Consider the following 20,234-nt stretch of genomic DNA (forward strand, 5'->3'; position numbering starts at 1 on the left):
CCTCAGCGACTGAACGAGCGACCGAAAGTCGGCCAGCTACCGAGCTACCGAAGCAGTTGCAGCAGCTACTGAACTAAGGGGGAGGGACCCGCGTGACGGCGCCGCAGGCCGTGGGGAGCGACCGAACGGGCCGCCAGCCGGATGCGCTGGCCGTCGCCCGGTGGTGTGCCACCCAGGCCTGGCCGGTCCACCCGCTGGCCCCCGGTCGCAAAACCCCGCCGGCCAACTGCCAGGCCTGCCAGGATTCCCCGCACTCCCCAGCGGACTGCTCCTGCCCCAGCGCCGGTCGTTGGTGCCACGGTTTCCACGCCGCCACCCTCGACCAGGACGTCATCACCGCCTGGTGGCAGACCAACCCCGACTTCGGCGCCGCCGTTGCCTGCGGCCCCGCAGGCCTGGTCGTCATCGACGTCGACAACCACCCGGGCACCGTCCCCGCCCGGGACCGGATCCTGCCCGGCATCCCGATCCACGAGCACGTCGAGCTCGACGGCCTGGAGAACGGCTACCACACGCTCGCGCTGCTGGCCGCCCTCCGCCGCTCCCCCTCCCCCGCGGAGGACACCTCCACGCTGCGCGTGCGTACGCCCTCCGGTGGCCTGCACGTCTGGTACCGGGACGACGAGCCCCGAGGCTTCACCTGCTCCACCGGCTCCTCCACCGGACGGGCCCTGGCCTGGCAGGTCGACGTCCGCGCCCACGGCGGCTACATCGTCGCCCCCGGCACCACCACGAGCGCGGGCACCTACACCGCCCTCCCCGGTGCCTGGACCCCGGCCCCGCTCCCCCAGTGGCTGGCCGAGGAACTCGTCCGCACCGGCCATCTGAAGGACAGACAAGACGCCCAGCCGGCCGTTCCGGCCCCCGTCCCCGACCGTGCCCGTCAGGCGGTCGTGGCGGCGGGCGGCGGCAAGCGCGGAGCAGAACGCGTCCTCGCCACCGTCCTGCAGGACGTCACCGACTGCGCCACCACGCCCGAGGGCGCCGGCTTCACCGGCAAGCTCAACCGGGCCGCTTACACCGTCGGAGGACTCGTCTCCGCCGGGCACCTGACCCCCACCGCGGCCGAGCAACTCCTCCTCGACGCAGCCCGCACCGCCCGTCCCGCCCAGGACCGGCACAGCTCCGCCGTCATCCGTTCCGGTCTCGCGGCCGGCGCGCGGCAGCCCCTGCACATCGGGAAGGCCCGCGGATGACCGACAGCCCCCGCAAGAGGACGGTCTTCGACCCCGTGGCCGCAGCCCAGCAGATCCTGGAGTACCCGTCGTTGCCCGGCCCCTCGCCGGCGCCCTGGCACGGCGCCGCCGTTCAGGAGAGCCTCCTCGACTCCCCCACCGACGCCCTCCAGGCACCCCCGCAGCCGCCGTTCCACGCCGGACACAGCGCGCACGCGGCACAGAGCGCACCGCCCGCGCGGACCGCTCAGGCCCAGGCGGGCCCGCAGGCGAGCTCCCACGGCCTGCTGCCCGACTCGCTCTCCGACCGTGGCAACGCCAAACTCTTCGTCCACCTCTACGGCCGCGACTACCGCCATGTCCCCGGCATCGGCTGGTACCGCTGGTCCACCCACCGCTGGCAGCTCGACGAGGACGACACCGTCCTGTGGGCCGCCGGCGAGATGGCCGAGAGCATCGCCACCCACGACGCCCGCGGCCTCTACACCAACACCGACCTGCGCCGGCACCGCCGCCGCGCCCTGTCCACCTCCGGCATGAACGCCATGCTCGCCCAGGCGAAATCCGCCCCCGGCATGGTCCTCAACGCCGCCCTCCTCGACGCCGACGCCTACGCCCTGTGCACCCCCGGCGGCGTGGTCGACCTGCGCACCGGAGCGATCGTCCCGCCGGACCCGAAGGTCCACCACCACTCCCGCTCCACCACCCTCGCCCCGGCCCGGATGCCCACCCCCCGCTGGGACCGCTTCCTCACCGACACCTTCGGTGACGACAAGGAAGGCCGCCAGACCCGCGACTTCCTCCACCTGCTGCTCGGCTACTCCATCAGCGGCGACGTCGGCGCCCAGGTCATGCCCTTCCTCTACGGCCAGGGCAAGAACGGCAAGTCCGTCCTCCTCGACGTCATGATCCAGCTGCTGGGCGACTACGCCGACGCGGCCCCGCCCGGCTTCCTCATGGCCAAGACCTTCGACGGCCACCCCACCGACCTCGCCGAGCTCCACGGCCGACGCATCATCGTCTGCTCCGAGCTCAAGCCCGGCGACCGCTTCGACGAGGCCCGGGTCAAACTGCTCACCGGCGGCGACAAGATCAAGGCCCGGCGGATGCGCCAGGACTTCTTCTCCTTCGAGCCCACCCACAAGCTCTGGCTGCTCGGCAACCACCGCCCCGAGGTGGGCACCGGCGGCTTCGCGTTCTGGCGGCGCATGCGCCTGATCCCGTTCGAACGGGTCGTCCCCGAGGAACGCAAGATCGACAACCTGGCCCACGTCCTCGTCGCCGAGGAGGGCCCCGGCATCCTCGCCTGGCTCATCGACGGTGCCCGCCGCTACTTCGCCGGCGAGAAGGACCTCGCCGGCCCGCAGGCCGTCCAGACCGCCACCACCGCCTACGCTGAGACCGAGGACCACGTCGGCCGCTTCCTCAAGGAAGCCTGTGTCGCCGGCGAGGGCATGCGCGCGGAACAGGCTCAGCTCTTCGGCGCCTACACCCGTTGGTGCGGATTCGAGGGGGCCAATCCCGTATCCGGGCGTGCCTTCGCCGCACGGGTCCGCGAGACACTGGGTATGACCTCTCCCAAGGAGATGGTCCTGTCCAACAGCCGCAAGTACTACCCGGGCATCGGCCTGATCACTGACGACACAGAGGAGCACAACGCGTGAGCGCGCTGATCGACCCGGCCGAGCTCGCCCACGAAACCGACCTCGTCTGGCTGGAGGACACCTCCGACCTCGACTACGTCCGTCAGTCGCTGGACCGGCTCACCACCCGCCGCGGCCGCCCCGCCTACCACCGCGACGGCCGCATGGTCGGCTACGCGATCCTCGGCTCGGATGCCAAGTCCTCGCGCGCCTCCGGCACCTTCCGGCGCCGGGTCTTCTGGCTGCTGCCCCACGACCGCGACCAGGACCCGGACGGCCTGTACTCCACCGGCGCCCCCTCGGAGGCCGTCGACCCGCGCACGGTGGCCCCCGGGGTCAAGGGCTACAAGACCGAGCGCTCTGAGGGTGGCCCGGCCTCGCCGGCGATGCTCGAGCTGGGGATAACGCTTCCGAAGGCCTGAGGCTCCTGGCTCCTGTGTGGCGGTGGGGTACGTTCCGACCTCGGAACGTACCCCACCGCCACACAGCGCTCACCGGTCCTCTCGGCGAGGCTCCTCCGGGAGGACCGACTGGCCGGACAGGAGGCTTTCCAGGAACTGGCCGTGCTGGGGGAGCGTGCTGCTGCGGGACGCTGAGATCCGGGTCTCCGGGGTCTGACCGCGGGCCCGCAGCACCCGGGTCTGCTCGGCCTGGTCGGAGACCATGACGCCGACGGCATCGGCGAGGTGGGTCATCGACCGGTGCTGCTCGACCCGGTCCGTACGGACGGCGTCCGGCGCCCGGGTGAGGTCGTCAACGGAGGACTGGACCTCCGTACCGTCCCGACCGGCTTTGACGGCCGTCGCGCGTGTCGCTGCGGATTCCTCGCGCAGGCGGCCGACCTCCGCCTCCAACGCTGCCAGCCGCGCCCGCAGGTCGTCCAGCTCGCCCATCTTCTCCACTGCCAGAACCCTCCCCGGCCGTTCATGGCCATTGACGTGCGGTTTCAGCCTAGCCGGGGTCCGGTACGCGCCCGGGGGACGGGCCGGACCCCACCAAAGGAGTGCCAGCCGGAGTGGTGCCGCGGTACGACTGGGGCTGCACGATGTGGTCGATGATCGACTTCCGCGACCCGGACGGCGCGATGTGGTCCAGCGCGGACGGTGCCTGCCAGCTGCAAGGGATCGACCTTGCCCAGTGGCTGGTCGCTGCGGCGGACGGAGAGCTGTGCTTCGCCTGGCCGGACGATGTACCCCCGGGAAGCGAATGGCAGCAGCCGGTGCGCGTTGAATGACCCTCAGAAGAGCCGGTGACGTTGGCTGCCGAGCTCCCATCCCGGTCACGTCCTTGCGTGCCCCTGCGACGCCTGGTGAAGCGACGGGCCAGGCCTCACTCGACGGCGACAACGGGGGCCAGGGGTTTCCGCCTTACAGCCGGGTTCGAAGAAGGACACGGGTACGGAGTCAAACCAGGTCCTGAGTCAGGCCCTACCCGGCACACTCCCCGCCTGCACTCCCCCGGGTACAGCCCGACGACCTCCTGCTTCGTGTCGGCTGGTAGCCACTGCTGCTCGCGCGGGGCGGAGCTACTCCCACGGGATCAAGGTGTAGTCGGGCACCGGCCTCCCGCGCTGCGTGTCGTCCCTGCTCCAGACTCTCCCGGTCTCGGGCCGGGGACAGTTGCCGAGATGGATTCCGCACAGGCACGCACCGCACCAGAGCGCGGCCATGACGTTCAAGGAGGGCGACCTCGGCACGGTGAAGGCCAGATGGAGGTCGGCACGCTCGCACTCCGGGCACACCCGGGCCGCGAGCGCACACTCCTCCGCCGTCAGTCCGGTTTCGGATCGGCGGCATGGAGGAGCGCCGGACCGCGGTGGTGTACCTGGCCGCAGGTGCGGTCCGCGTCCGTGTGGTTCGGTCGTCCCCCCACGCGAACGGGAGGCCCTGCGCACACAGGCCGGGATTTCCGGCGTCTTCCAAAACATGCCGTCGTCGGGCTGGGCGACGCGGATCGGGCAGGCGACGACCAGCAGGGCGGGCAGTCCCAGGAGGGGCTCGAGGAAGGTGTCGGCCTCTTGCTCCCACGCCAGGTCGAACGGCAGGCCGGCGAGCGCCGGTCCGTGAGCCGGGTCGAGCCGGACACGCAGTGGCTTCACCGGCTTCTTGGGAAGGTCCCACTGAGCGATCCTGCGACGTTCGGCCGCCTCCCACCGCGGTGTCATCAGTCGATGCGTCTCGTAGCCGTCGGGGTGCCGGTACAGCTTCGCCGCTGACGGATTCAGCGGCCCGTCCGCGTCCACCAGCAGCATCGGCCGCATCTAGGTCACCCCCCCCGGAGAACGTCCTCGTGAGGTAGCGGCCGGTTCACGGCGGCCCCGGCGAATTTCTCTTCGCGCCTGCTGCCTTCTGGGCATCGGCGGGCACCACACCACGCTCGGTGCCGCACTTGTTCGAGGCGTCTCGGCGGTCCGCTCCCCCGTCGGCTGACGGAACCGCTTGGAGGATCGGGACGGACGAATTTTCCGCAGAAAATTCCGCGGCTTGGACAGCCGTGAACGGCTCAGCGCCATGGGTCGTCCGCAATGTGCCGCCTCACCGTCGGACACCCGCCTTCGATGGCGGCTCCGGCAGGGCAGAGGATTTTCCGCGGAAAATCCTCTGCGCGATCGCGGTCACTCCGGCGGACCTTGGCCGGTACCGAGAGGTAGGCCAGGTGTTCCGGCGCTCCCTCGGAGTCCACGGGTGTGTCGTCGAGATAGCGAGCGCACTCCGCGAACGCCTCGATGGTGAAGAAGCCGCTCCGGTCGTAGAAGTCGACGAAGACGTCTTCGGAGACGCTGCCAGGGCCGGCCCTCGGAGGCGTCAGCTTCAGCCGGATGTCACCGGACAGGTCGCGCAAACGGACGGTCCGGCCCTGCCCGGTGAGGGCACGCGCGGGCGTCCTCGGGGGAGAGGTCGGCGTAGAGACCGTCCGGTCCGGTGCCGTCGGGGTGCCGTAGGGCGAGGCGCTGGTGTTCGGGGCTCCGGGTCCGGACGGCGAGCGCGGCCAATGCCTCCGGGCTCGGGTCGGGAACGTCGGTGAGCAGACGCGGATCACCGAGCTGACCGAGGACCGTCTGGGCCTTGCGGCCGGCGAGGAAGTCGGTGCGGGTGTGGGGGAGGAGGTTGTCGGCGAGCGCCGGGTCGGGATGGCAGACGTCGGGCAACCACCGGGAGATGATGCCGATCAGGATGCCGAGATCCCAGGGGGAGTGCTCGTGGGGCAGGGCGGCGGTGAGCAGGCCGACGGTCTCGTCCTCGCGGTCGCGCCACATCTCGGACAGCTGCCGGGCGCGGCGCATGCCGCGGCCCTGGTGGTCCCCTCGGTCGATCCAGCCGCGGGCCACCGCCGCGAGGGCGTCCGCGTCCTCGGTCAGGATCCAGGCGCGTTCCTCGGTGCTCCCGATCCCGGGGACGAACTCGTTGGTTTCGGCGTCGAACTCCGGGTCACCTCCGGCCTCGGCCAGGACGGCGACCACATCGGCCGGGTAGGGCGCCTCGGCCCGTTCCACGAGAGCCAGGGCGGCCGCGGCGCGGACGGCCGGCACCGGGTCCGTGAGTGCGGAGCGGAGTCGACGGTGGGTCACGGCCGGATCTGGATCGAGGAGGGTCAGGACGGTCAGCGCCTCGGCGCGGACCGCGCTGGCTGGGTCGGACTCGTAGCCGGCGGTCAGCTCGCGGAGCACCATCGGGAGGGTTCCGCCGGCTCCACTCCGGTGCCCCCGCATCCGGCCAGAGCCGCGAGCAGGCCAGCCCGCTCGTGGACAGTGTGTGCACCGCCGCGTGGGCGAGGAAGGGGACGGCTGCCACGGCGGCCGATGAGACCGACCCCTGGTGCAGGGCTCGGCCGAAGAACTCGAAGACGGCCGTGCGCGCCTGGTCTGGGTCGTCGGAGTAGAGGGCGTGTATCCAGCCGGGGACGTCGCTGCCATCGCCGTAGGCGTGTCCGAGGGACGGCCAGTCGATCGTGTCCAGCTCTTCAGGTGATCTCACGTCCGCGAACTCCAGGCACCGGTGCTGACACCGCGCGCAGGATGCGGCGTGGGCCCGGTGCGGTCGGACGCGGTCGTGCTCCCTGGCCCAGGCGTCACCCGAGCCGCTCCGGCCCGGCCGATTTTCTGCGGAAAATTTCCGAGCCTGGGCTTGGCCGATCCTGCGTGCGGGGCGGCCGGAGCGCTGCCCGGTGCCACGGGCGGGGCGGGCTGTCAGTGCCATCGGGGATGCTCGGTGGCTGATGCCGTCAAGACGGGGGACCTTCAGGTGTCGATCCGTATTGCCAGCCGTCGCCGTGCGATGACGTCACTGACCGCCGCGTTCCCCGGCGCGGAGATCATCGACGTGACCTTCAAGGCGCCGGACCCGTGGGTGCGGTTGAGCCCGTTCTATCCGCACGGCGGCATTCCGGTCCCCTACAGCGATGGTGCGACCAGTCAGTCGGTGGAAGGGATCTGGCAAGCCCTCAAGGTCTTCCATGATTCCGACGTCGACCCCACGAAGCTGAGCGTCACCACGATGAAGGGCCTGAAGCGGACAGTCCGTCGATACGGCCCCGTCCGAGGCCACCGAACGGGCCTGCACGGCGACCGGCTGCTGCCCTACGAAGCGGCTCGGCGCCGGATCTACCTGCCGGCCTACCGGTGGATCCTCGAGCACCGCACCGCCGACCTGGTCGAGCTGCTCAGGGACAAGGAGGACGTCGTGCTCCTGGACTACACCGCCAACGGGGACGTGACCAACAGTGCCAGCCCGCTCTCCCACGCCGCGCTCATCCGGTTGCACACAGAGGGGCGTTGGCCCAGCGAAGACGACGTTGAGGCTTCCAGCGGGATCACCGGTCGAATGCCATGAGTGGTCCGGCGACGGACGTGTCGGGCGTGCGGCGGGCGCCGTGGGCTCGCAGCCATGGCCAGGACACGCTGACCCGCTGATTTTCCGCGGAAAATTCTGGAAAGGCTTCGGGCAGCTGAGGTTGGGGCCGCGATCCGCCTCGGCCGACCGGCCGACCGGCCAACCAGCTGGCCATCCGGCCGCCGACGTCACTGGCTGTCCGGCACTCCCAGACTCGGGGAGCCCGACTCCCCGCCGTCTCGAATTTTCCGCGGAAAATCCAAGGCGCCGAGCGGAGCCAGCGCCGATCCGTCCGGCCACCGGGCAACCACCCAGGGGAGTACCCGGGACAATCGGCTGCCCATCCCCGAAGCCCGCCTACGGTCTCAGTCCTCACCTCGCCAGAGGTCGGCAGCGACCACGACAGCGCGGACTCCGGTTCGAGCGGCACCACCTCGGTGGGGCCCAGGTCCCAGACACGGCAGCCGTCTCGTCGGTCAGGAACGCGAGGCCGGTTCGGCTGGGTTTCGGCTTCCTTGCCAGGCAGGACGGGAGGTTCAGGCCGGGGAAGTCGGCTCCGGCTTTGCGGGGACAGATCCTGCGCAACCTGGACCTCAACCGCCTCGGGCTGACGGCCACCGCGCCGAGAGCGCCGAGCACCAGGGAAGTCCGCTCTCCTGACGGCTCCGGATTTTCCGTGGAAAATTTCTGCAGGCCCTCGGCGGGCTGGAGCGGTTCCGATCGAGCATGCCCGTCGAGCAAGCGGCTCATGTGGTGCCGAGCCGGGCCTTCGGCTGCAGCGCCTGCCCGCCGAATGCCCTCCCCGCAGACAGCGTTCGCCGCCGGGCGATTGCACCCGACGACCACCGCTGGCGACCCGAGGCACTCGCCCGCCCCCTCGCGTGAGTACGCCCAAGCCCCCGCCTCTGAAGCGTGCCTCTCTCCAGGTGCCGAACGAGCCGTCCGCACCGGATCCGGTCTTCCACCGTCGTACCGGCAAGGTTCCTTCCGCGCGACACTGAACGCAGTTGGACCACGACCGGCGGGGGGCGAACGGCGTGGACGACGAGCAGACGGTGCCGGGCGTCTCGAACCGCATCATCAACAGCACGGTCCACGGCGACGTGTACCAGGCCGCCAGCCTCACCGTGCACCAGCACGCCGTACGGACGGCAGCCGAGTGGCCGCACCTGGTCGAGCGGATCCCGCCACAGGCCGGCTGCTTCCAGGTCCGCGGTGAGTCGGAACGTCTGGCGCGCGCACTCGAGCCGGGCGAGAACACGGTTGTGGTCGCACCGGCGGCCGGAGTGGTGGTGGGCCTGGGCGGTGTGGGCAAGACCCAGCTCGCCGCCCACTACGCCCGAACCCTCTGGCACGGTGGCGAGCTGGACGTCCTCGTGTGGATCACCGCGGCCACCACCACCACGGAGGTGGTGGCCGGTCTCGCAGCGGCGGCCGCCGAGCTCCTCGGCGACGACACGTCCGATGCCGAGCGGGCGGCACGGCAGTTCCTGGCCTGGCTCGAACCGGGACCGGGACGGCCGTCCTGCCGTTGGCTCATCGTCCTGGACGACGTCGCCGACCCCGCCGACCTCACCGGGCTGTGGCCGCCCGCCAGCCCACAGGGGCGGACCCTGGTCACCAGCCGGCGCCGCGACGCGGCCATCACCATGGGCCGCCGAATCGTTCCGGTCGGAGTGTTCACCCCGGTCGACTCCCAGTCCTACCTCACCGGTGCCCTCGCCGCCGACCGACAGGAAACCGACACCGAACTCGCCGCCCTCGCCGACGACCTCGGCCACCTCCCGCTCGCGCTCTCCCAAGCCGCGGCCTACCTCATCGACACCGGCCGGATCGTGAGCGGACCAGCCGGCCCTCGGATTTTCCGCGGAAAATCCAGATGCGCTGTCGAGCAGCGAGGCGGCGAGACATGTTGACGCGGGACGGCCTCAGGTTTCAGACGTCACGACGCCAGCGATCAGCGGCGAACCGGGACAGCGCTACCTCAAGGTCGAGCGGTACCACCTCGGTGGAGCCCAGCTCCCACACCCTGACCCAGCCTTCCGAGTCGGTGAGGTGGCGCGGGGTCGCCAGCCCGGTCACCGGCCTCATCACGAGACAGTAGGAGACGTTCACGCTGGGGGCGCCCGCCTCCGCGTCCCTGCGGAACCGGACCCTGCGCACCCGGACCTCCGCCACCTGCTCCCACCGCAGCTGCAGTCGGCGGCCCTCGTTGAGCTGCACGCCCTCGCTGTCGATGCGCAGCCGCGTCGCCACCGCCCGCAAGGCCAGTGCTCCCAGGACGAGAACGCCGAGCACCCCCGGCAGCAGAGGCCACCAACGCACCAGCAGTAGCCAGGTCTGGCGCAAGTCGGCGCGGAAGCCCGATCCCGAGGTCATCGGGGAGACCACCAGGAGGAACATGGAGATCAGCGCCAACAGATCGAATGCCAGCGCCCGCAGGGCCCTGACGCTGCCCACACTGCTCCTGAGCACCACCGCGCGGGGACCTTCGGAGCTATCGGCTATCCCGTCTGCCGCCTCACCCGAGAGCCGGGCCCTGAGTGCGGCGTGCCGGAACTGGTAGACCGTACCGACCCGCCGCAGCACGCCCAGCTGGCGGCCCTCCTCGAGAAAGCCCAGCAGGTCCTGTGGCACACGCCGCCGCCCCGCCAGGATGAGGCGCGTGGCGCTCCAGCGGCCCCATCGGCTGAGGGCCATCAGCACGGCAGCCGAGCACGACCAGGCGATGGCGAGCCCGCCGACGATGAGCAGCGGATCACCGTCGAGCCAGTGGAAGAACGCCAAGGAGGTCCCTGCGACGGCCGGCGCGACCATCATGGATTCGACGAGGGCGATCCTGCGCTCGCCGTGCAACAGCTGTGCCGGTCTGGCCGCCAGATCGGACTCGGCCGACCGGGTCAGCAGCACACCGGACAGTACGGGAAGAACGAGGACGCACAGGTTCGCCGACGTGCTGCTGGGCAGGGCCACACCGACGGCTGCCGTAGCGACGGCCGATGCTGCCAGGAACAGCTGCCCACTGATTCCGGGCGCCGGCCGTCGTGGGCGATCGTCGAAGCCACTGAACAGGTGCCTCGTCAGGATCCTTCCGAACGCCGTCGTGATGATGGCGACCGCGGCGACGGCCCCGAGTACGTGGCCCACTCCCGCGATCCCGAGCCCGGGGCGTGGGGGAGAAGCCCCGAGGACGGCGGCGAGCCCTGCGATCGCATAGCTCGCCGACGTGCCGCAGACGGCTGCGGCGACGATGACGACGGCGCCCCACACGCCCGGTTCGGTCAGCAGGCTTCGCAGCTGCCACCATGCGATGTTGTGGGTACGTCGGTGGTGGAGTTCGGCGGCGAGGAAGCAGAAGTACGCGAGCGCCCTGTTGGACCTCCAGCGGTGCACCGGTCCGGGGAGGTAGGACGGCCGTGGTCCCTGCGCGCAGACGGCAGGAATCAACCCGTCCAGCAGATGGCCCTCGATGTCGGTCTGCGTGGGCAGTCGTTTCCCATCGAGCAGCTCACGAGGGTCGGCCTCCTTCGGCGCGTACACCGTCGCCGAGAGCCCGAGCATCAGGGGCGAGGAGAGGGCCTTGGCGACTGGGCCCTCGGGATCGCTCTCCATCGTGTCGAAGAGTGACTGCCAGGATCCGAGGCGTTCCCGATCGCACACCTGGGCGAGGTAGGTCCTTGCGGCCTTGGGCGGGACCGGCAGGACGCGCAGAACCGGAACACCTCGCAGGAAGGGCACCTTGTCGACGGCATCCTGGTAGGCCTCCGGTCTGGATGTCAGAACCAGCGTCTCTCCCGTGTCGAACGACAGTTTCAGCGCCTTTGCGGCATCCTCGCGGGCAAGTGGAAGCAGTTCGTCGAAGCCGTCCAACACCGGAACGATCCGCCGGTTCTGCACCAGCGACTTCACCACGTACTGGTCGAGGCCTCTGACGCGTTCTTCGTAGTCCTCGCCTACCCGTCTGATGATCCAGTCCCAGAGGTTGACTTCCGGGTTCCAGTCCGACAACGACAGGATGACCGGAACGGCCTCTCCGGAGCCCCGCTCTCTGCCCTCCAGCAGTCTGACCACGAGGAGGACAGCTATGGAGGACTTGCCCGCCCCGGGCGCGCCGGTGATCACCAGTTGGTACGGTGAGAGCGCTGTGGCACGCGCGACCAGACCATCGAGCCCGACCTGCTCGGAGTGCTTCTCGCCTGGCCCGCTTCCGTGCCCCTGCTCCAGCTCCCATGGAATCACCATCGGAACGCGCTCCCGCAGACCGCGAACGTTGGCCTCGTCCCGCCACTGATCCAGGACCTCGCGGGCCAGCCCGTCCAGCGCATCGCTCTCGGCATCGGCGGAGGCAGAACGTCCGTCATGGGAAGCGGGCGAGGAGCCCACGTAGATGTCGCGGGCGCTCCCTGTCTGGATCAAGTTCCGGGCCGAACCCTCGTTGTTGTTGTGCACCTCTCCAGTCACCTCGACATGCTGTCAGGCCGGCAGGTGCACGCAACGGGCTTCCGGCGGACCCGGGCGCAGTCCTCCGACAGCCTTTGACGGTCTCATGAGGAGCGGATGTCCTCCGTGATCGCGAAACGTACGCTGGGAGGTGTTCCGCGTTCAATGAAGAGAACACAAAAGACAGAAGTAAACGAGTAATAGAAGAGTGAGGTGGCGGACCACATGACGATCATCCGGACCGGCGCCGTCTCCGAGCGGCTCGACGGCCACCAGTTCCTGTCCCTGCACGCCCTCGAGAGCCTGGTCGCCGTCCTGCCGGTCCGGGATGAGAACGGCATGGCGAAGACCATCCCGTTCGGCGGCGAGACCCGGAACCTGATCACCTCGCAGGCCCGCCGCCGGACCGAGCGCACCCTCGGCCGCGAGAAGGCCAACGCGGGAGAGGGAGCCCTGGCCGGCTGCACCATGGGTATCCGCACCCGTGAATGGGCGCTGCTCACCGCGGAGGCGCTGCGCGGCCTCGGCTGGGAGGAGACGGACGCGCTGCCCGTCGCCAAGGCCGTCCTGGAAGGCGTGGGCCTCAAGTTCGGTGACAAGGAGCACACCCGCAACTGACCAAGGTGCTGCTGTTCGCCCCCGAAGACGCCGGGGCCAAGCTGGCGGAGTTCCTCCACGCCCACCGGGACGACGTCCTCTCCTGGGTCGGCGAGTTCGAGGAGGCCTGCAAGGCCGCGGAGACGGCCAAGGCCAAGAGCAAGCGGCGCGCCGCGGCGGCCGACGAGAACACCCTGCCCGTCGAGGTCGAGGAAAGCGCAACCGGGACCGGCATCCCGACCCTCCCCAAGGCCGTCCGCGCGGCCGTGCTCGCCGCCCTCGCCCCCCGGGACGCCATCGACATCGCCCTCTACGGTCGCTTCCTCGCCGAGATCGCCGACTCCCCGAACGTGGACGATGCCATCATGACCGGCCCCGCCTTCACCGTGCACGCGGCCGCCCAGATCGACGACTTCTACAGCGCCGCCGACGACTCCAAGATCCGCCGCAAGGCCAACACCCTGGACTACCTCGACGCCGCCGACGACGCGGGCGCCGGTATGACCGGCTACCAGTCCCTCATCTCCGGCACCTTCTACCGGCACGCCGCCCTCGACCGCGTCCAGCTGCGCGTCAACCTGATGGCCGGCGGCATGGGCGCCGAGGAAGCCGACCAGGCCGCCGTCGCCGCCGAGCGCCAGTTCGTGGGGGCGTTCATCGACGCCATGCCCGCTGCCAAGAAGAACACCACCGCCTCCACCGGCTCCCTGCCCAAGCTGGTCCTCGCCTTCGACGGCAAGCGCCCCTTCAACCACTCCGCCGTCTTCGAGGACCCCATCGACGAGCAGACCGGCGGCGGAGCCAGCCGCGCCGCCGAGAGGCTCCTGAAGCACCACCGGCTCGTCACCCGCATGCGCTCCGACATCGCCGGCGGCCGCGTCCTCACGTACGACCTCGGCATCCAGAACCTCCTGGACGAGCTCTCCGCCAAGGGCAGTCTCGCCGCGGCCGAGGCCGACACCGCCGAGGAGCTGACCGCCCCGTGACCCAGCCGTACGTGCTCCTGGCCCGGCTCGCCGGGGGCACCGAGCCTCCGGGGAGGTCGCAGAACGGGCACGGGTCCGCGTGATCATGGAGTTCTCTGCGCTCAGTGATCACGAAGGACGGCCGTGCCCACGCTCCCATCCTGTCTGCTCGACCCCCTTTGGGACCAGTTCGCCGCGCTCCTGCCTGTCCGAGGAGAGTTCGCCGCGAGCCACCCGCTCGGCTGCCACCGCCGCCGGGTCTCCGACCGGACCGTCTTCGAGCACGTCGTGCTCGCGCTGGTCCACGGCTCCGGATATGAGCGGATCTCCACCCCGGGATGCTCCTACCGCACCATCCGCCGACGCCTCAAAGAATGGGCACAGCAAGGGATTTCCAGGATGGTGCACGCTCTCGCAGTGGAGGCCTACGACCGGATGATCGGCCTCGACCTGGGCGAGATCTCGGTGGACGGCTGCATCACCGAGGCCCCGTCCGGCGGGGAGAAGGCCGGCCGCTCGCCCGTCGACCGAGGCAAGCAGGGGCTGAAGCGCTCCACCGCCTGCGACGCTCGCGGCGTCCCGCTTGGGATCGTCTCCGCCGGAGCCAACCGGCACGACTCGCCGCTGCTCGGGCCGACCCTGGGCGCCGCGACAGAGCAGGTCGGCGCGCTTCCAGACACCGTCAATGTCAACCTCGACCGGGGCTACGACAGTGACAAGTCACGTTCGCTGATAGCCAAGTTGGGGTTCACGGCCGACATCGCCCGCAAGGGCGTGCCAGCCCCGATCCAAGCTGGCAGACGCTGGCCGGTCGAGCGCACCCACTCGTGGATGAACGCCTACGGCAAGCTCCGGCGCTGCACCGAGAGGAACGGCAAGGTCGTGGACATCTACCTATACCTCGCCGCCACCCTCGTCACGCTCCGCATGCTGATCCGCCAAGCACGTAGCTGCTATCGCTGGGACGGCCGACCCACCACCCGACGCCTCAAGTGATCCATTTGCCGTCGGGGGACGGCACCGCCGGCCGGCAGCTGTTGACCAGGGTGGCCGCCGACCACCCCACCGTCGCCCAGGCCTGGGCCGACATGGGCTACAAGAACGCCGTCGTCGAACACGGCGCCACCCTGGGCATCAACGTCGACATCGTCCTCCGCGACCCCGCAATCAGGGGGTTCGCGGTCCAGCCCCGCCGCTGGGTCGTCAAGCGCACCCCAGGCTGGCTGATGAACCACCGCCGACTCGCCCGCGACTACGAAGCCCTCCCCGCCCGCTCCGAAGCCATGATCCACGCCGCGGTGATCAGTCTCATGACCCGCCGCCTCACCGGCGAATCCACCCCAACCTGGCGCGGAACCTGACCGCGACAAACCAGGAACGAAACGCCCACTAACTGACGGTGTCGACCGGGCGACGCAGGACGTATCCGTCGTCGATGTCCAGGGCTGCGACCCGCCGGTAGCCTTCGGCCTCCAGCAGGTTCCGGATCGGCTCCCGTGACGGGCCGTGGTTGTGCTCCACGGTGATCACCCGGACCCGGTAGCGGCTGAACGGGAAGCAGCGAAGGATCTCCAGTTCGGAGCCTTCGGTGTCCAGGCTCCAGTAGTCGATGACGTGTGGCGCTCGGGTCTCTTCCAGGACGGTCAGAGGCCGCCGCACCGCGCGGTCCACCACGACCGGTCGGTCACCGCGGCGCAGCAGTTCGGCCGCCACCTCGGCGCGTGCGAGGTCGACGGGAAGGAATGCTTCTACGATGCCGCCCAGTTCGCGAGCTCCCTCCAAGAAGGGGATGGTGCCGTTCCGCGAGTAGAGGCAGAAGGGCAGGCACAGGCAGCGCCTGTCCCGCCTGAGCTGGGAGTACAGGTCGGCGTTCGGCTCCAGGCAAATTCCGGACCAGCCGTACTCCTCCTCAAGTAGTCGGGTGTTGCTGCCGTTGGTGCCGTCCCCTGCGCCGGAGTCCAGGAAGAATCCGCCTCGCAGGCCGGACAGGACCTCGCAGACGAACAGGTCCTGTCCTTGGGAGGACCAGGTTCTACCTCTCCATCTCGGTCGGTACATGCCATCCCGTGCTCGTGTCGTGGGGTGCGTTGCAAGGCTGGTCCGCTACTAAATGTACTCTTTTAGTTACTTTACGTCCTATATCTGCTCTCTCCGGATCGAGGAAACGCATGGAGACTGATCGACTTTTCCGTCTTGTCCCGTCTGCCGAGGTGGCGCCCGGGGCGCGCGGCGGCCTGTCGACTCCAGGGATGGTGCGTCGGCTGGACTCGCTGTTCAGGGTCATGGCCACGGACTACCTCCTCCGGGAGCAGTTCGTTACGAGTCCCTCGGCGCTGATTTTCGACTACGTCCATGGCGTCCAGCTGTCTGCCGAACAGGCCTCGGTCAGTGATCAGCTCATCTATTCGGTCATGGCCAACCGTCCGTTGTTGACCTGGCTGTACGACCGTGCCGCCGCCAGTGACATCGCCACGGACCGCAACGCATTCGCAAGTGAGTTCGCGCGAGGGGCTGCCCAGCAGGGGGCTCACCACGTCCTGGTGGCGATGATGCGTGCCGCCACCGAGGGGCAGCATCCCGTCGGTCTCGACGAGGTCCTCGTCCCGTTCCTGGCGCGCCGGCCGGTTGTCCTGGAGGGCGGCGGTGGTGACGGCGGGACCGGTGGCGGTGACGGCGGGACCGGCGGTGGTGACGGCGGGACCGGCGGTGGTGACGGCGGGACCGGTGGCGGTGACGGTGGGACCGGCGGTGGTGACGGCGGGACCGGCGGTGGTGACGGCGGAACCGGTGGCGGTGACGGCGGAACCGGCGGTGGTGACGGCGGGACCGGCGGTGGTGGGACGCTGACCGCCATCACCTTCACGACCTTCATCACGGGCGGGGGAACGACCGGGATCACGTCCAGTACCAGCCCGTTCACCCACACCGGCATCACCCGCAGCCCGTTCACGCACATCGCGGTGGAGGACGCCCCAGGCTCCGGGGAGATGTTCGACCCGGCCTACGTGCTGGTTTCGCTGGACGCCCTGTTCCAACACGCGAACCTCCTGCGTGAGCAGGGGTTGCTCGATGTCGCGTTCGAGGCCTGACACCCGGCCGCTCAGCTCTGCCCACCGGTCGGAGTCCAGCACTACCCAACCAATCGCAGGGAGGACGCGATGAACGTCTCCGACGTCGTGCACCAGGGGCATCGGCTCTCGCAACGCGGTGCCTACCGGGAGGCCGAGGAACTGCTGCGCAAGGCCGTGGCGGAAGACCCCTTCCATGCCATGGCTTGGAACAACCTGGGTTGGGTCCGGCAGTGCGTCGGCGATCCTGCGGAAGCGGAGACCTGCTACCGGGAGGCGCTGCGCCACGACCCGGACCAGACGCTCGCCCGGCGCAACCTTTGCCAGCTGCTGCTCGCGAAGGGCGAAGTCCAGGCCGCCCGCCCGCTCGTGCGCCGGGAACTGGTCAGCGGTGAGCGCGGCTTCGACTGGTGCGCCCAGCAGATCACCCGCTTGTTTCGCGAGGCCGACCTCGACACCGCCTCCGAATTCGCCCAGATCATCGGGGCGTTGAGGTGGGCAAGCCCCTGGTACCCCCAGGACCGCGAGATCGAGCCGCTCCCCGGCAGCACCCGCCCCCCGCGATTCCTCACTGTGCAGAAGCTGCGCCACGACGTGGAACAGTTCGGCTACCTCACCAGCCAGGGAGTGCTGGACATCGATCTGGCGCCCTTCGCTCTCGCGTACGAGCAGGTGGCCGCACGGCTCGAGAGGGAGGGTATTCAGCACCAGGTGCCGCTGGGCCCGAGCGACGAGGAGGCCATCGGCGACGTCTACAACCGGTTCCTGCACATCCGGGACACGCCACGAGTGGCGAGGGCACTGTCCGGCGACCAGGACTGGCAGCAGGTCGATCGTCGCTACCACGAGGAACGCGGTGTCATCGCCATCGACCAGGTCCTGTCCCCCGAGGCACTGCACGAACTGCGGGCCTTCTGCCTGGAGTCGACGGTATGGACGGCGAACCGCTACGGACATGGCAGGCTCGGCGCCTTCTTCCACGACGGCTTCAATTGCCCACTGTTGCTGCAGATCGCGCAGGAGTTGCAGGAGGCACTGCCGAGCGTGCTGCCGAGCGAGTACCCGCTGCGCCAGGTATGGGCCTTCAAGAACGGGGCTTCGCTGCCGGCAGGCTCCACGCTGCACGCCGATTTCGCGGCGGTGAACGTGAACTTCTGGATCACACCCGAGGAGGCCAACCTCGATCCCGACTCCGGTGGCCTGGACGTCTACGACATCAACGCCCCGCTGTGGTGGGACTTCATGTCGTACAACGGGCGCGCCGACCTGATGCGAACGCTGCTGGCCGACCGCCGTGCAACGGTCCGGAAGATCCCCTACCGAGCCAACCGCGCGGTGATCTTCAACTCGGACCTCTTCCACGCCACCCAGGGCGTACGGTTCGCTCCCGGTTACACCAACCGCCGGATCAACATCACGTTCCTGTTCGGTGACCGGGAGAACGACCGGCACTTCCCACAGCTCGCCACACCGACAGCCGAACGGACCCCAGGCGTCACGGACGGTGCCGGGCAGGCACCGACGTGGCGGTCGCAGGCCTTCCGCAGTCGCCGGGTAAATCGTCGGTGAGTGCGGACAAGGTCCAGACCACATCCCACCCGCAACAGGCCGAGCAAGACCTGGGCACGGTCCGCGAGGCCCTGCTCAACCGCGCCTTCCGCCCCGGTGAGGGGTGGCGCACCAACGGCCAGCCCTATGGCTGGATGCTCGACTGCCGAGAGATCGCCCTGGCCGCCGACGTGATACCCGCCGTGAGTCGACTGCTGTACGAGCTGCTGATCCCCTTCCGCCCGCGGGCGGTCGTCGGCACCGGCCTGTCCGGCGGGCCGCTGGTGGGGGCGCTGGTCCTGGAGTCGGCACGACGGGGGAGCCCCTTCGACGGGCTCGTCCTGCGCGAGCGCGCGAAGGCGTACGGTCGGCGGCGGCAGCTGGAGGGCCCGTTGCCGCTGCACGGGTCCCCCGTCGCCGTCGTGGACGACCTCGAGAGCAGCGGGGCCACGGTGGGCTGGGTCGTCGAGACCCTCTTGCAGTACGGCCTGTGCCCGGTGGTCATCGTCACGCTGGTCAGGTTCGACAACACCCACCGGACCCGCCGGCCCCACGACGAGGTACCACGGCGCCACCTGTTCACGCTCAGTGACCTGGGCATCGCAGGGAGCCCGGAGCAGAGCGCCGCCCCGCAGGTGCGGTGGCGACTCGGCGGCGTCAACGTCGACGACGACGTCCCTTTCTCGCGCCCGACGCAGGACGGGGACCTCGTCGTCGTCGGATCAAACCGCGGACAGCTGCACGCCGTCGATCTCTCAGGCGCTCTGCGCTGGCAGGTACCGCTCGGCGACCCCGATGCTCCCTCACCCACCCACTGCACACCGCTATTCACCCCGCACGGCGCCGTCATCGGCAGCGACGACGGCGTCCTGCGCTGCGTCGACCGCGACACCGGCCATCTGCGCTGGGAGACCCGCTGCGCGGACCGCATCGGCGCGGGCCTGGCGGACGACGGGACCGGACACCTCCTCGTCCCCGCCACCCAACTGCCCCGGGCCGGCGCCCTGCTGCGCGTGCGCGCCTGCGACGGCTCGGTGTCGTGGCGGCGGCCCCTCTCCGGATACGCCCACGCCCGCCCCGCCGTGGTCTGCACGACGACCGTGCTGGGCGCGGACAACTCCGGGACGGTCACCGCCTTCAGCACGGACGACGAGCAGCCCCGGTGGCGTCGCGTGCTCGATGCGCCGGTCAAGGCCGATCTCGTCGTCGACGACACGAACACCTGCTACTGCGCCGACTTCGACGGTATGCTGACGGCCCTGGACGCGGCCGACGGCACCGTCCGCTGGCGCCGCAGACTCGGACGCTGCCTCTACACCACGCCGCTGGTCGCCAACGGCCACGTCCACGTCGCCGGAGACGGACACCTCTTCGCGGTCGAGACTCGCTCCGGACGTCTGGCCTGGGTGGCGCCTGTCGGACCGCAGGCGCGCGGGGCGATCAACCAACTGGCAAATGGCACGATCGTCGTGGGTTGCCGCGACGGCTCCGTGTGCTTCCTCTCGCCGACCGGGCGCCCCGTGGGCCTGTTCCGCACTGGCGGCCCGGTCACGTCCGGCGCGACCACGCTCACTGGCGACTGCGCCCTCGTCTCCTCGGCCGACGGACACGTGTACGCCCTCCGCCCGTCTCCACAGTCACTCTGACCCCACCCCCGTCGCTCGGGCGAGCAGGCGCAGCCGGTCAGTGGCGACTAGAGGCGGACGGTCTGACCCTAGCTTGGCTGCAGGGTGTCCGGCTCCATGCCGTGGCCCGGTCGAGAAGGTGGCAGGTCGTCGCCGGCAGTGGCTGCGGCAGGCTGTGGCTTGACGACGTCTGCGCCAGTTCGACCAGGAGCCGTTGTCGGATCGGATCGCGATCGGACTGCCGACGCCGCGGGCACGGCCCTCGTGATCACTGAGCGTAGAGAACTCCATGACCGCCTGGACCCGGGCTGCATCCACCCGCCCGTCACGTGGCAGCGGGCCGC

18 protein-coding genes and 1 pseudogene are annotated in these 20,234 nt (G+C 70.0%); 13 read left to right on the forward strand and 6 right to left on the reverse strand.

What is annotated here, in order from left to right; translation table 11 throughout:
* Positions 1-92: 92 nt before the first annotated feature.
* The 3 genes from ACIO5E_RS36375 to ACIO5E_RS36385 are packed head-to-tail and all read left to right on the forward strand — an operon-like array spanning position 93 to position 3,240.
* Positions 93-1,196: a bifunctional DNA primase/polymerase gene (locus ACIO5E_RS36375; protein WP_400676303.1), complete on the forward strand. Its 1,104-nt coding sequence runs from the start codon at positions 93-95 to the stop codon at positions 1,194-1,196.
* Complete coding sequence (locus ACIO5E_RS36380; RefSeq protein WP_400676305.1) at positions 1,193-2,839, forward strand: phage/plasmid primase, P4 family; 1,647 nt, start codon at positions 1,193-1,195, stop codon at positions 2,837-2,839. The genes ACIO5E_RS36375 and ACIO5E_RS36380 overlap by 4 nt, the downstream gene beginning before the upstream one ends.
* The gene (locus ACIO5E_RS36385; RefSeq protein ID WP_400676307.1) at positions 2,836-3,240 is read left to right on the forward strand and encodes a DUF6009 family protein; all 405 of its coding nucleotides are present in this window, start codon (positions 2,836-2,838) and stop codon (positions 3,238-3,240) included. The genes ACIO5E_RS36380 and ACIO5E_RS36385 overlap by 4 nt, the downstream gene beginning before the upstream one ends.
* A 69-nt stretch (positions 3,241-3,309) precedes the next feature.
* Here ACIO5E_RS36385 and ACIO5E_RS36390 read toward each other — a convergent pair whose 3' ends face one another.
* Positions 3,310-3,720 carry a hypothetical protein gene (locus ACIO5E_RS36390; RefSeq protein WP_400676309.1) on the reverse strand — a complete coding sequence of 137 codons (411 nt, stop codon included), beginning with the start codon at positions 3,718-3,720 and terminating at the stop codon, positions 3,310-3,312.
* A gap of 152 nt (positions 3,721-3,872) precedes the next feature.
* On the opposite strand from ACIO5E_RS36390, the gene ACIO5E_RS36395 reads away from it, so the two are divergent.
* Positions 3,873-4,052 (forward strand): hypothetical protein, encoded by a 180-nt coding sequence (locus tag ACIO5E_RS36395; RefSeq protein ID WP_400676311.1) that lies wholly within the window; start codon positions 3,873-3,875, stop codon positions 4,050-4,052.
* A gap of 291 nt (positions 4,053-4,343) precedes the next feature.
* On the opposite strand, the gene ACIO5E_RS36400 is transcribed toward ACIO5E_RS36395, so the two are convergent.
* The 3 genes from ACIO5E_RS36400 to ACIO5E_RS36410 all read right to left on the reverse strand — a co-directional run bounded on the left by ACIO5E_RS36400 (position 4,344) and on the right by ACIO5E_RS36410 (position 6,488).
* Complete coding sequence (locus ACIO5E_RS36400; protein WP_400676313.1) at positions 4,344-5,069, reverse strand: hypothetical protein; 726 nt, start codon at positions 5,067-5,069, stop codon at positions 4,344-4,346.
* 251 nt (positions 5,070-5,320) lie between these two features.
* Positions 5,321-5,659: a hypothetical protein gene (locus ACIO5E_RS36405; RefSeq protein ID WP_400676315.1), complete on the reverse strand. Its 339-nt coding sequence runs from the start codon at positions 5,657-5,659 to the stop codon at positions 5,321-5,323.
* Positions 5,640-6,488 carry a HEAT repeat domain-containing protein gene (locus tag ACIO5E_RS36410; RefSeq protein WP_400676317.1) on the reverse strand — a complete coding sequence of 283 codons (849 nt, stop codon included), beginning with the start codon at positions 6,486-6,488 and terminating at the stop codon, positions 5,640-5,642. Before ACIO5E_RS36410 ends, ACIO5E_RS36405 begins: the two co-directional genes overlap by 20 nt.
* 538 nt (positions 6,489-7,026) lie before the next feature.
* On the opposite strand from ACIO5E_RS36410, the gene ACIO5E_RS36415 reads away from it, so the two are divergent.
* Positions 7,027-7,647: a DUF6939 family protein gene (locus tag ACIO5E_RS36415; RefSeq protein ID WP_400676319.1), complete on the forward strand. Its 621-nt coding sequence runs from the start codon at positions 7,027-7,029 to the stop codon at positions 7,645-7,647.
* A 1,007-nt stretch (positions 7,648-8,654) separates the two neighbouring features.
* The gene (locus ACIO5E_RS36420) at positions 8,655-9,563 is read left to right on the forward strand and encodes an NB-ARC domain-containing protein (protein ID WP_400676320.1); all 909 of its coding nucleotides are present in this window, start codon (positions 8,655-8,657) and stop codon (positions 9,561-9,563) included.
* 19 nt (positions 9,564-9,582) lie between these two features.
* Here ACIO5E_RS36420 and ACIO5E_RS36425 read toward each other — a convergent pair whose 3' ends face one another.
* The gene (locus ACIO5E_RS36425) at positions 9,583-12,096 is read right to left on the reverse strand and encodes an NACHT domain-containing protein (protein WP_400676322.1); all 2,514 of its coding nucleotides are present in this window, start codon (positions 12,094-12,096) and stop codon (positions 9,583-9,585) included.
* 216 nt (positions 12,097-12,312) lie between these two features.
* Here ACIO5E_RS36425 and ACIO5E_RS36430 point away from each other — a divergent pair, with 216 nt between their 5' ends.
* The 4 genes and pseudogenes from ACIO5E_RS36430 to ACIO5E_RS36445 all read left to right on the forward strand — a co-directional run.
* Positions 12,313-12,705, forward strand: coding sequence for a type I-E CRISPR-associated protein Cas7/Cse4/CasC (locus ACIO5E_RS36430; protein WP_400676324.1), 393 nt, complete (start codon positions 12,313-12,315; stop codon positions 12,703-12,705).
* A 5-nt stretch (positions 12,706-12,710) separates the two neighbouring features.
* Positions 12,711-13,670, forward strand: coding sequence for a type I-E CRISPR-associated protein Cas7/Cse4/CasC (locus ACIO5E_RS36435; RefSeq protein ID WP_400676326.1), 960 nt, complete (start codon positions 12,711-12,713; stop codon positions 13,668-13,670).
* A 123-nt stretch (positions 13,671-13,793) separates the two neighbouring features.
* Positions 13,794-14,645 (forward strand): IS5 family transposase, encoded by an 852-nt coding sequence (locus tag ACIO5E_RS36440; RefSeq protein ID WP_400676328.1) that lies wholly within the window; start codon positions 13,794-13,796, stop codon positions 14,643-14,645.
* A 17-nt stretch (positions 14,646-14,662) separates the two neighbouring features.
* Positions 14,663-15,010, forward strand: a pseudogene (locus ACIO5E_RS36445) (IS5/IS1182 family transposase); the annotation flags it as partial.
* A gap of 28 nt (positions 15,011-15,038) precedes the next feature.
* Here ACIO5E_RS36445 and ACIO5E_RS36450 read toward each other — a convergent pair.
* On the reverse strand, positions 15,039-15,707 hold the full coding sequence (locus ACIO5E_RS36450; RefSeq protein WP_400676329.1) for an FkbM family methyltransferase: 669 nt from the start codon (positions 15,705-15,707) through the stop codon (positions 15,039-15,041).
* Positions 15,708-15,817: 110 nt separating this feature from the next.
* Here ACIO5E_RS36450 and ACIO5E_RS36455 point away from each other — a divergent pair, with 110 nt between their 5' ends.
* The 3 genes from ACIO5E_RS36455 (at position 15,818) to ACIO5E_RS36465 (ending at position 19,911) form a co-directional block, all read left to right on the forward strand.
* Positions 15,818-16,738, forward strand: a complete 921-nt coding sequence (locus ACIO5E_RS36455; protein ID WP_400676331.1) for a hypothetical protein — start codon at positions 15,818-15,820, stop codon at positions 16,736-16,738.
* Positions 16,739-16,807: 69 nt separating this feature from the next.
* Entirely contained in the window at positions 16,808-18,286 is a 1,479-nt protein-coding gene (locus ACIO5E_RS36460; protein WP_400676332.1) for a tetratricopeptide repeat protein, read from the forward strand.
* Entirely contained in the window at positions 18,283-19,911 is a 1,629-nt protein-coding gene (locus tag ACIO5E_RS36465) for a PQQ-binding-like beta-propeller repeat protein (protein ID WP_400676333.1), read from the forward strand. The genes ACIO5E_RS36460 and ACIO5E_RS36465 overlap by 4 nt, the downstream gene beginning before the upstream one ends.
* Positions 19,912-20,234 lie beyond the last annotated feature (323 nt).

The sequence above is a fragment of the Kitasatospora sp. NPDC087314 genome (genome assembly GCF_044744365.1).
Classification (GTDB): domain Bacteria; phylum Actinomycetota; class Actinomycetes; order Streptomycetales; family Streptomycetaceae; genus Kitasatospora.

Bases quoted from the DNA above. Each gene is read 5' to 3' on its own strand.
- ACIO5E_RS36380 (WP_400676305.1), top strand. From the start codon at position 1,193: ATGACCGACAGCCCCCGCAAGAGGACGGTCTTCGACCCCGTGGCCGCA.
- ACIO5E_RS36395 (WP_400676311.1), top strand. From the start codon at position 3,873: ATGATCGACTTCCGCGACCCGGACGGCGCGATGTGGTCCAGCGCGGAC.
- ACIO5E_RS36400 (WP_400676313.1), bottom strand. From the start codon at position 5,069: ATGCTGCTGGTGGACGCGGACGGGCCGCTGAATCCGTCAGCGGCGAAG.
- ACIO5E_RS36410 (WP_400676317.1), bottom strand. From the start codon at position 6,488: ATGGTGCTCCGCGAGCTGACCGCCGGCTACGAGTCCGACCCAGCCAGC.
- ACIO5E_RS36430 (WP_400676324.1), top strand. From the start codon at position 12,313: ATGACGATCATCCGGACCGGCGCCGTCTCCGAGCGGCTCGACGGCCAC.
- ACIO5E_RS36450 (WP_400676329.1), bottom strand. From the start codon at position 15,707: ATGTACCGACCGAGATGGAGAGGTAGAACCTGGTCCTCCCAAGGACAG.
- ACIO5E_RS36455 (WP_400676331.1), top strand. From the start codon at position 15,818: ATGGAGACTGATCGACTTTTCCGTCTTGTCCCGTCTGCCGAGGTGGCG.
- ACIO5E_RS36460 (WP_400676332.1), top strand. From the start codon at position 16,808: ATGAACGTCTCCGACGTCGTGCACCAGGGGCATCGGCTCTCGCAACGC.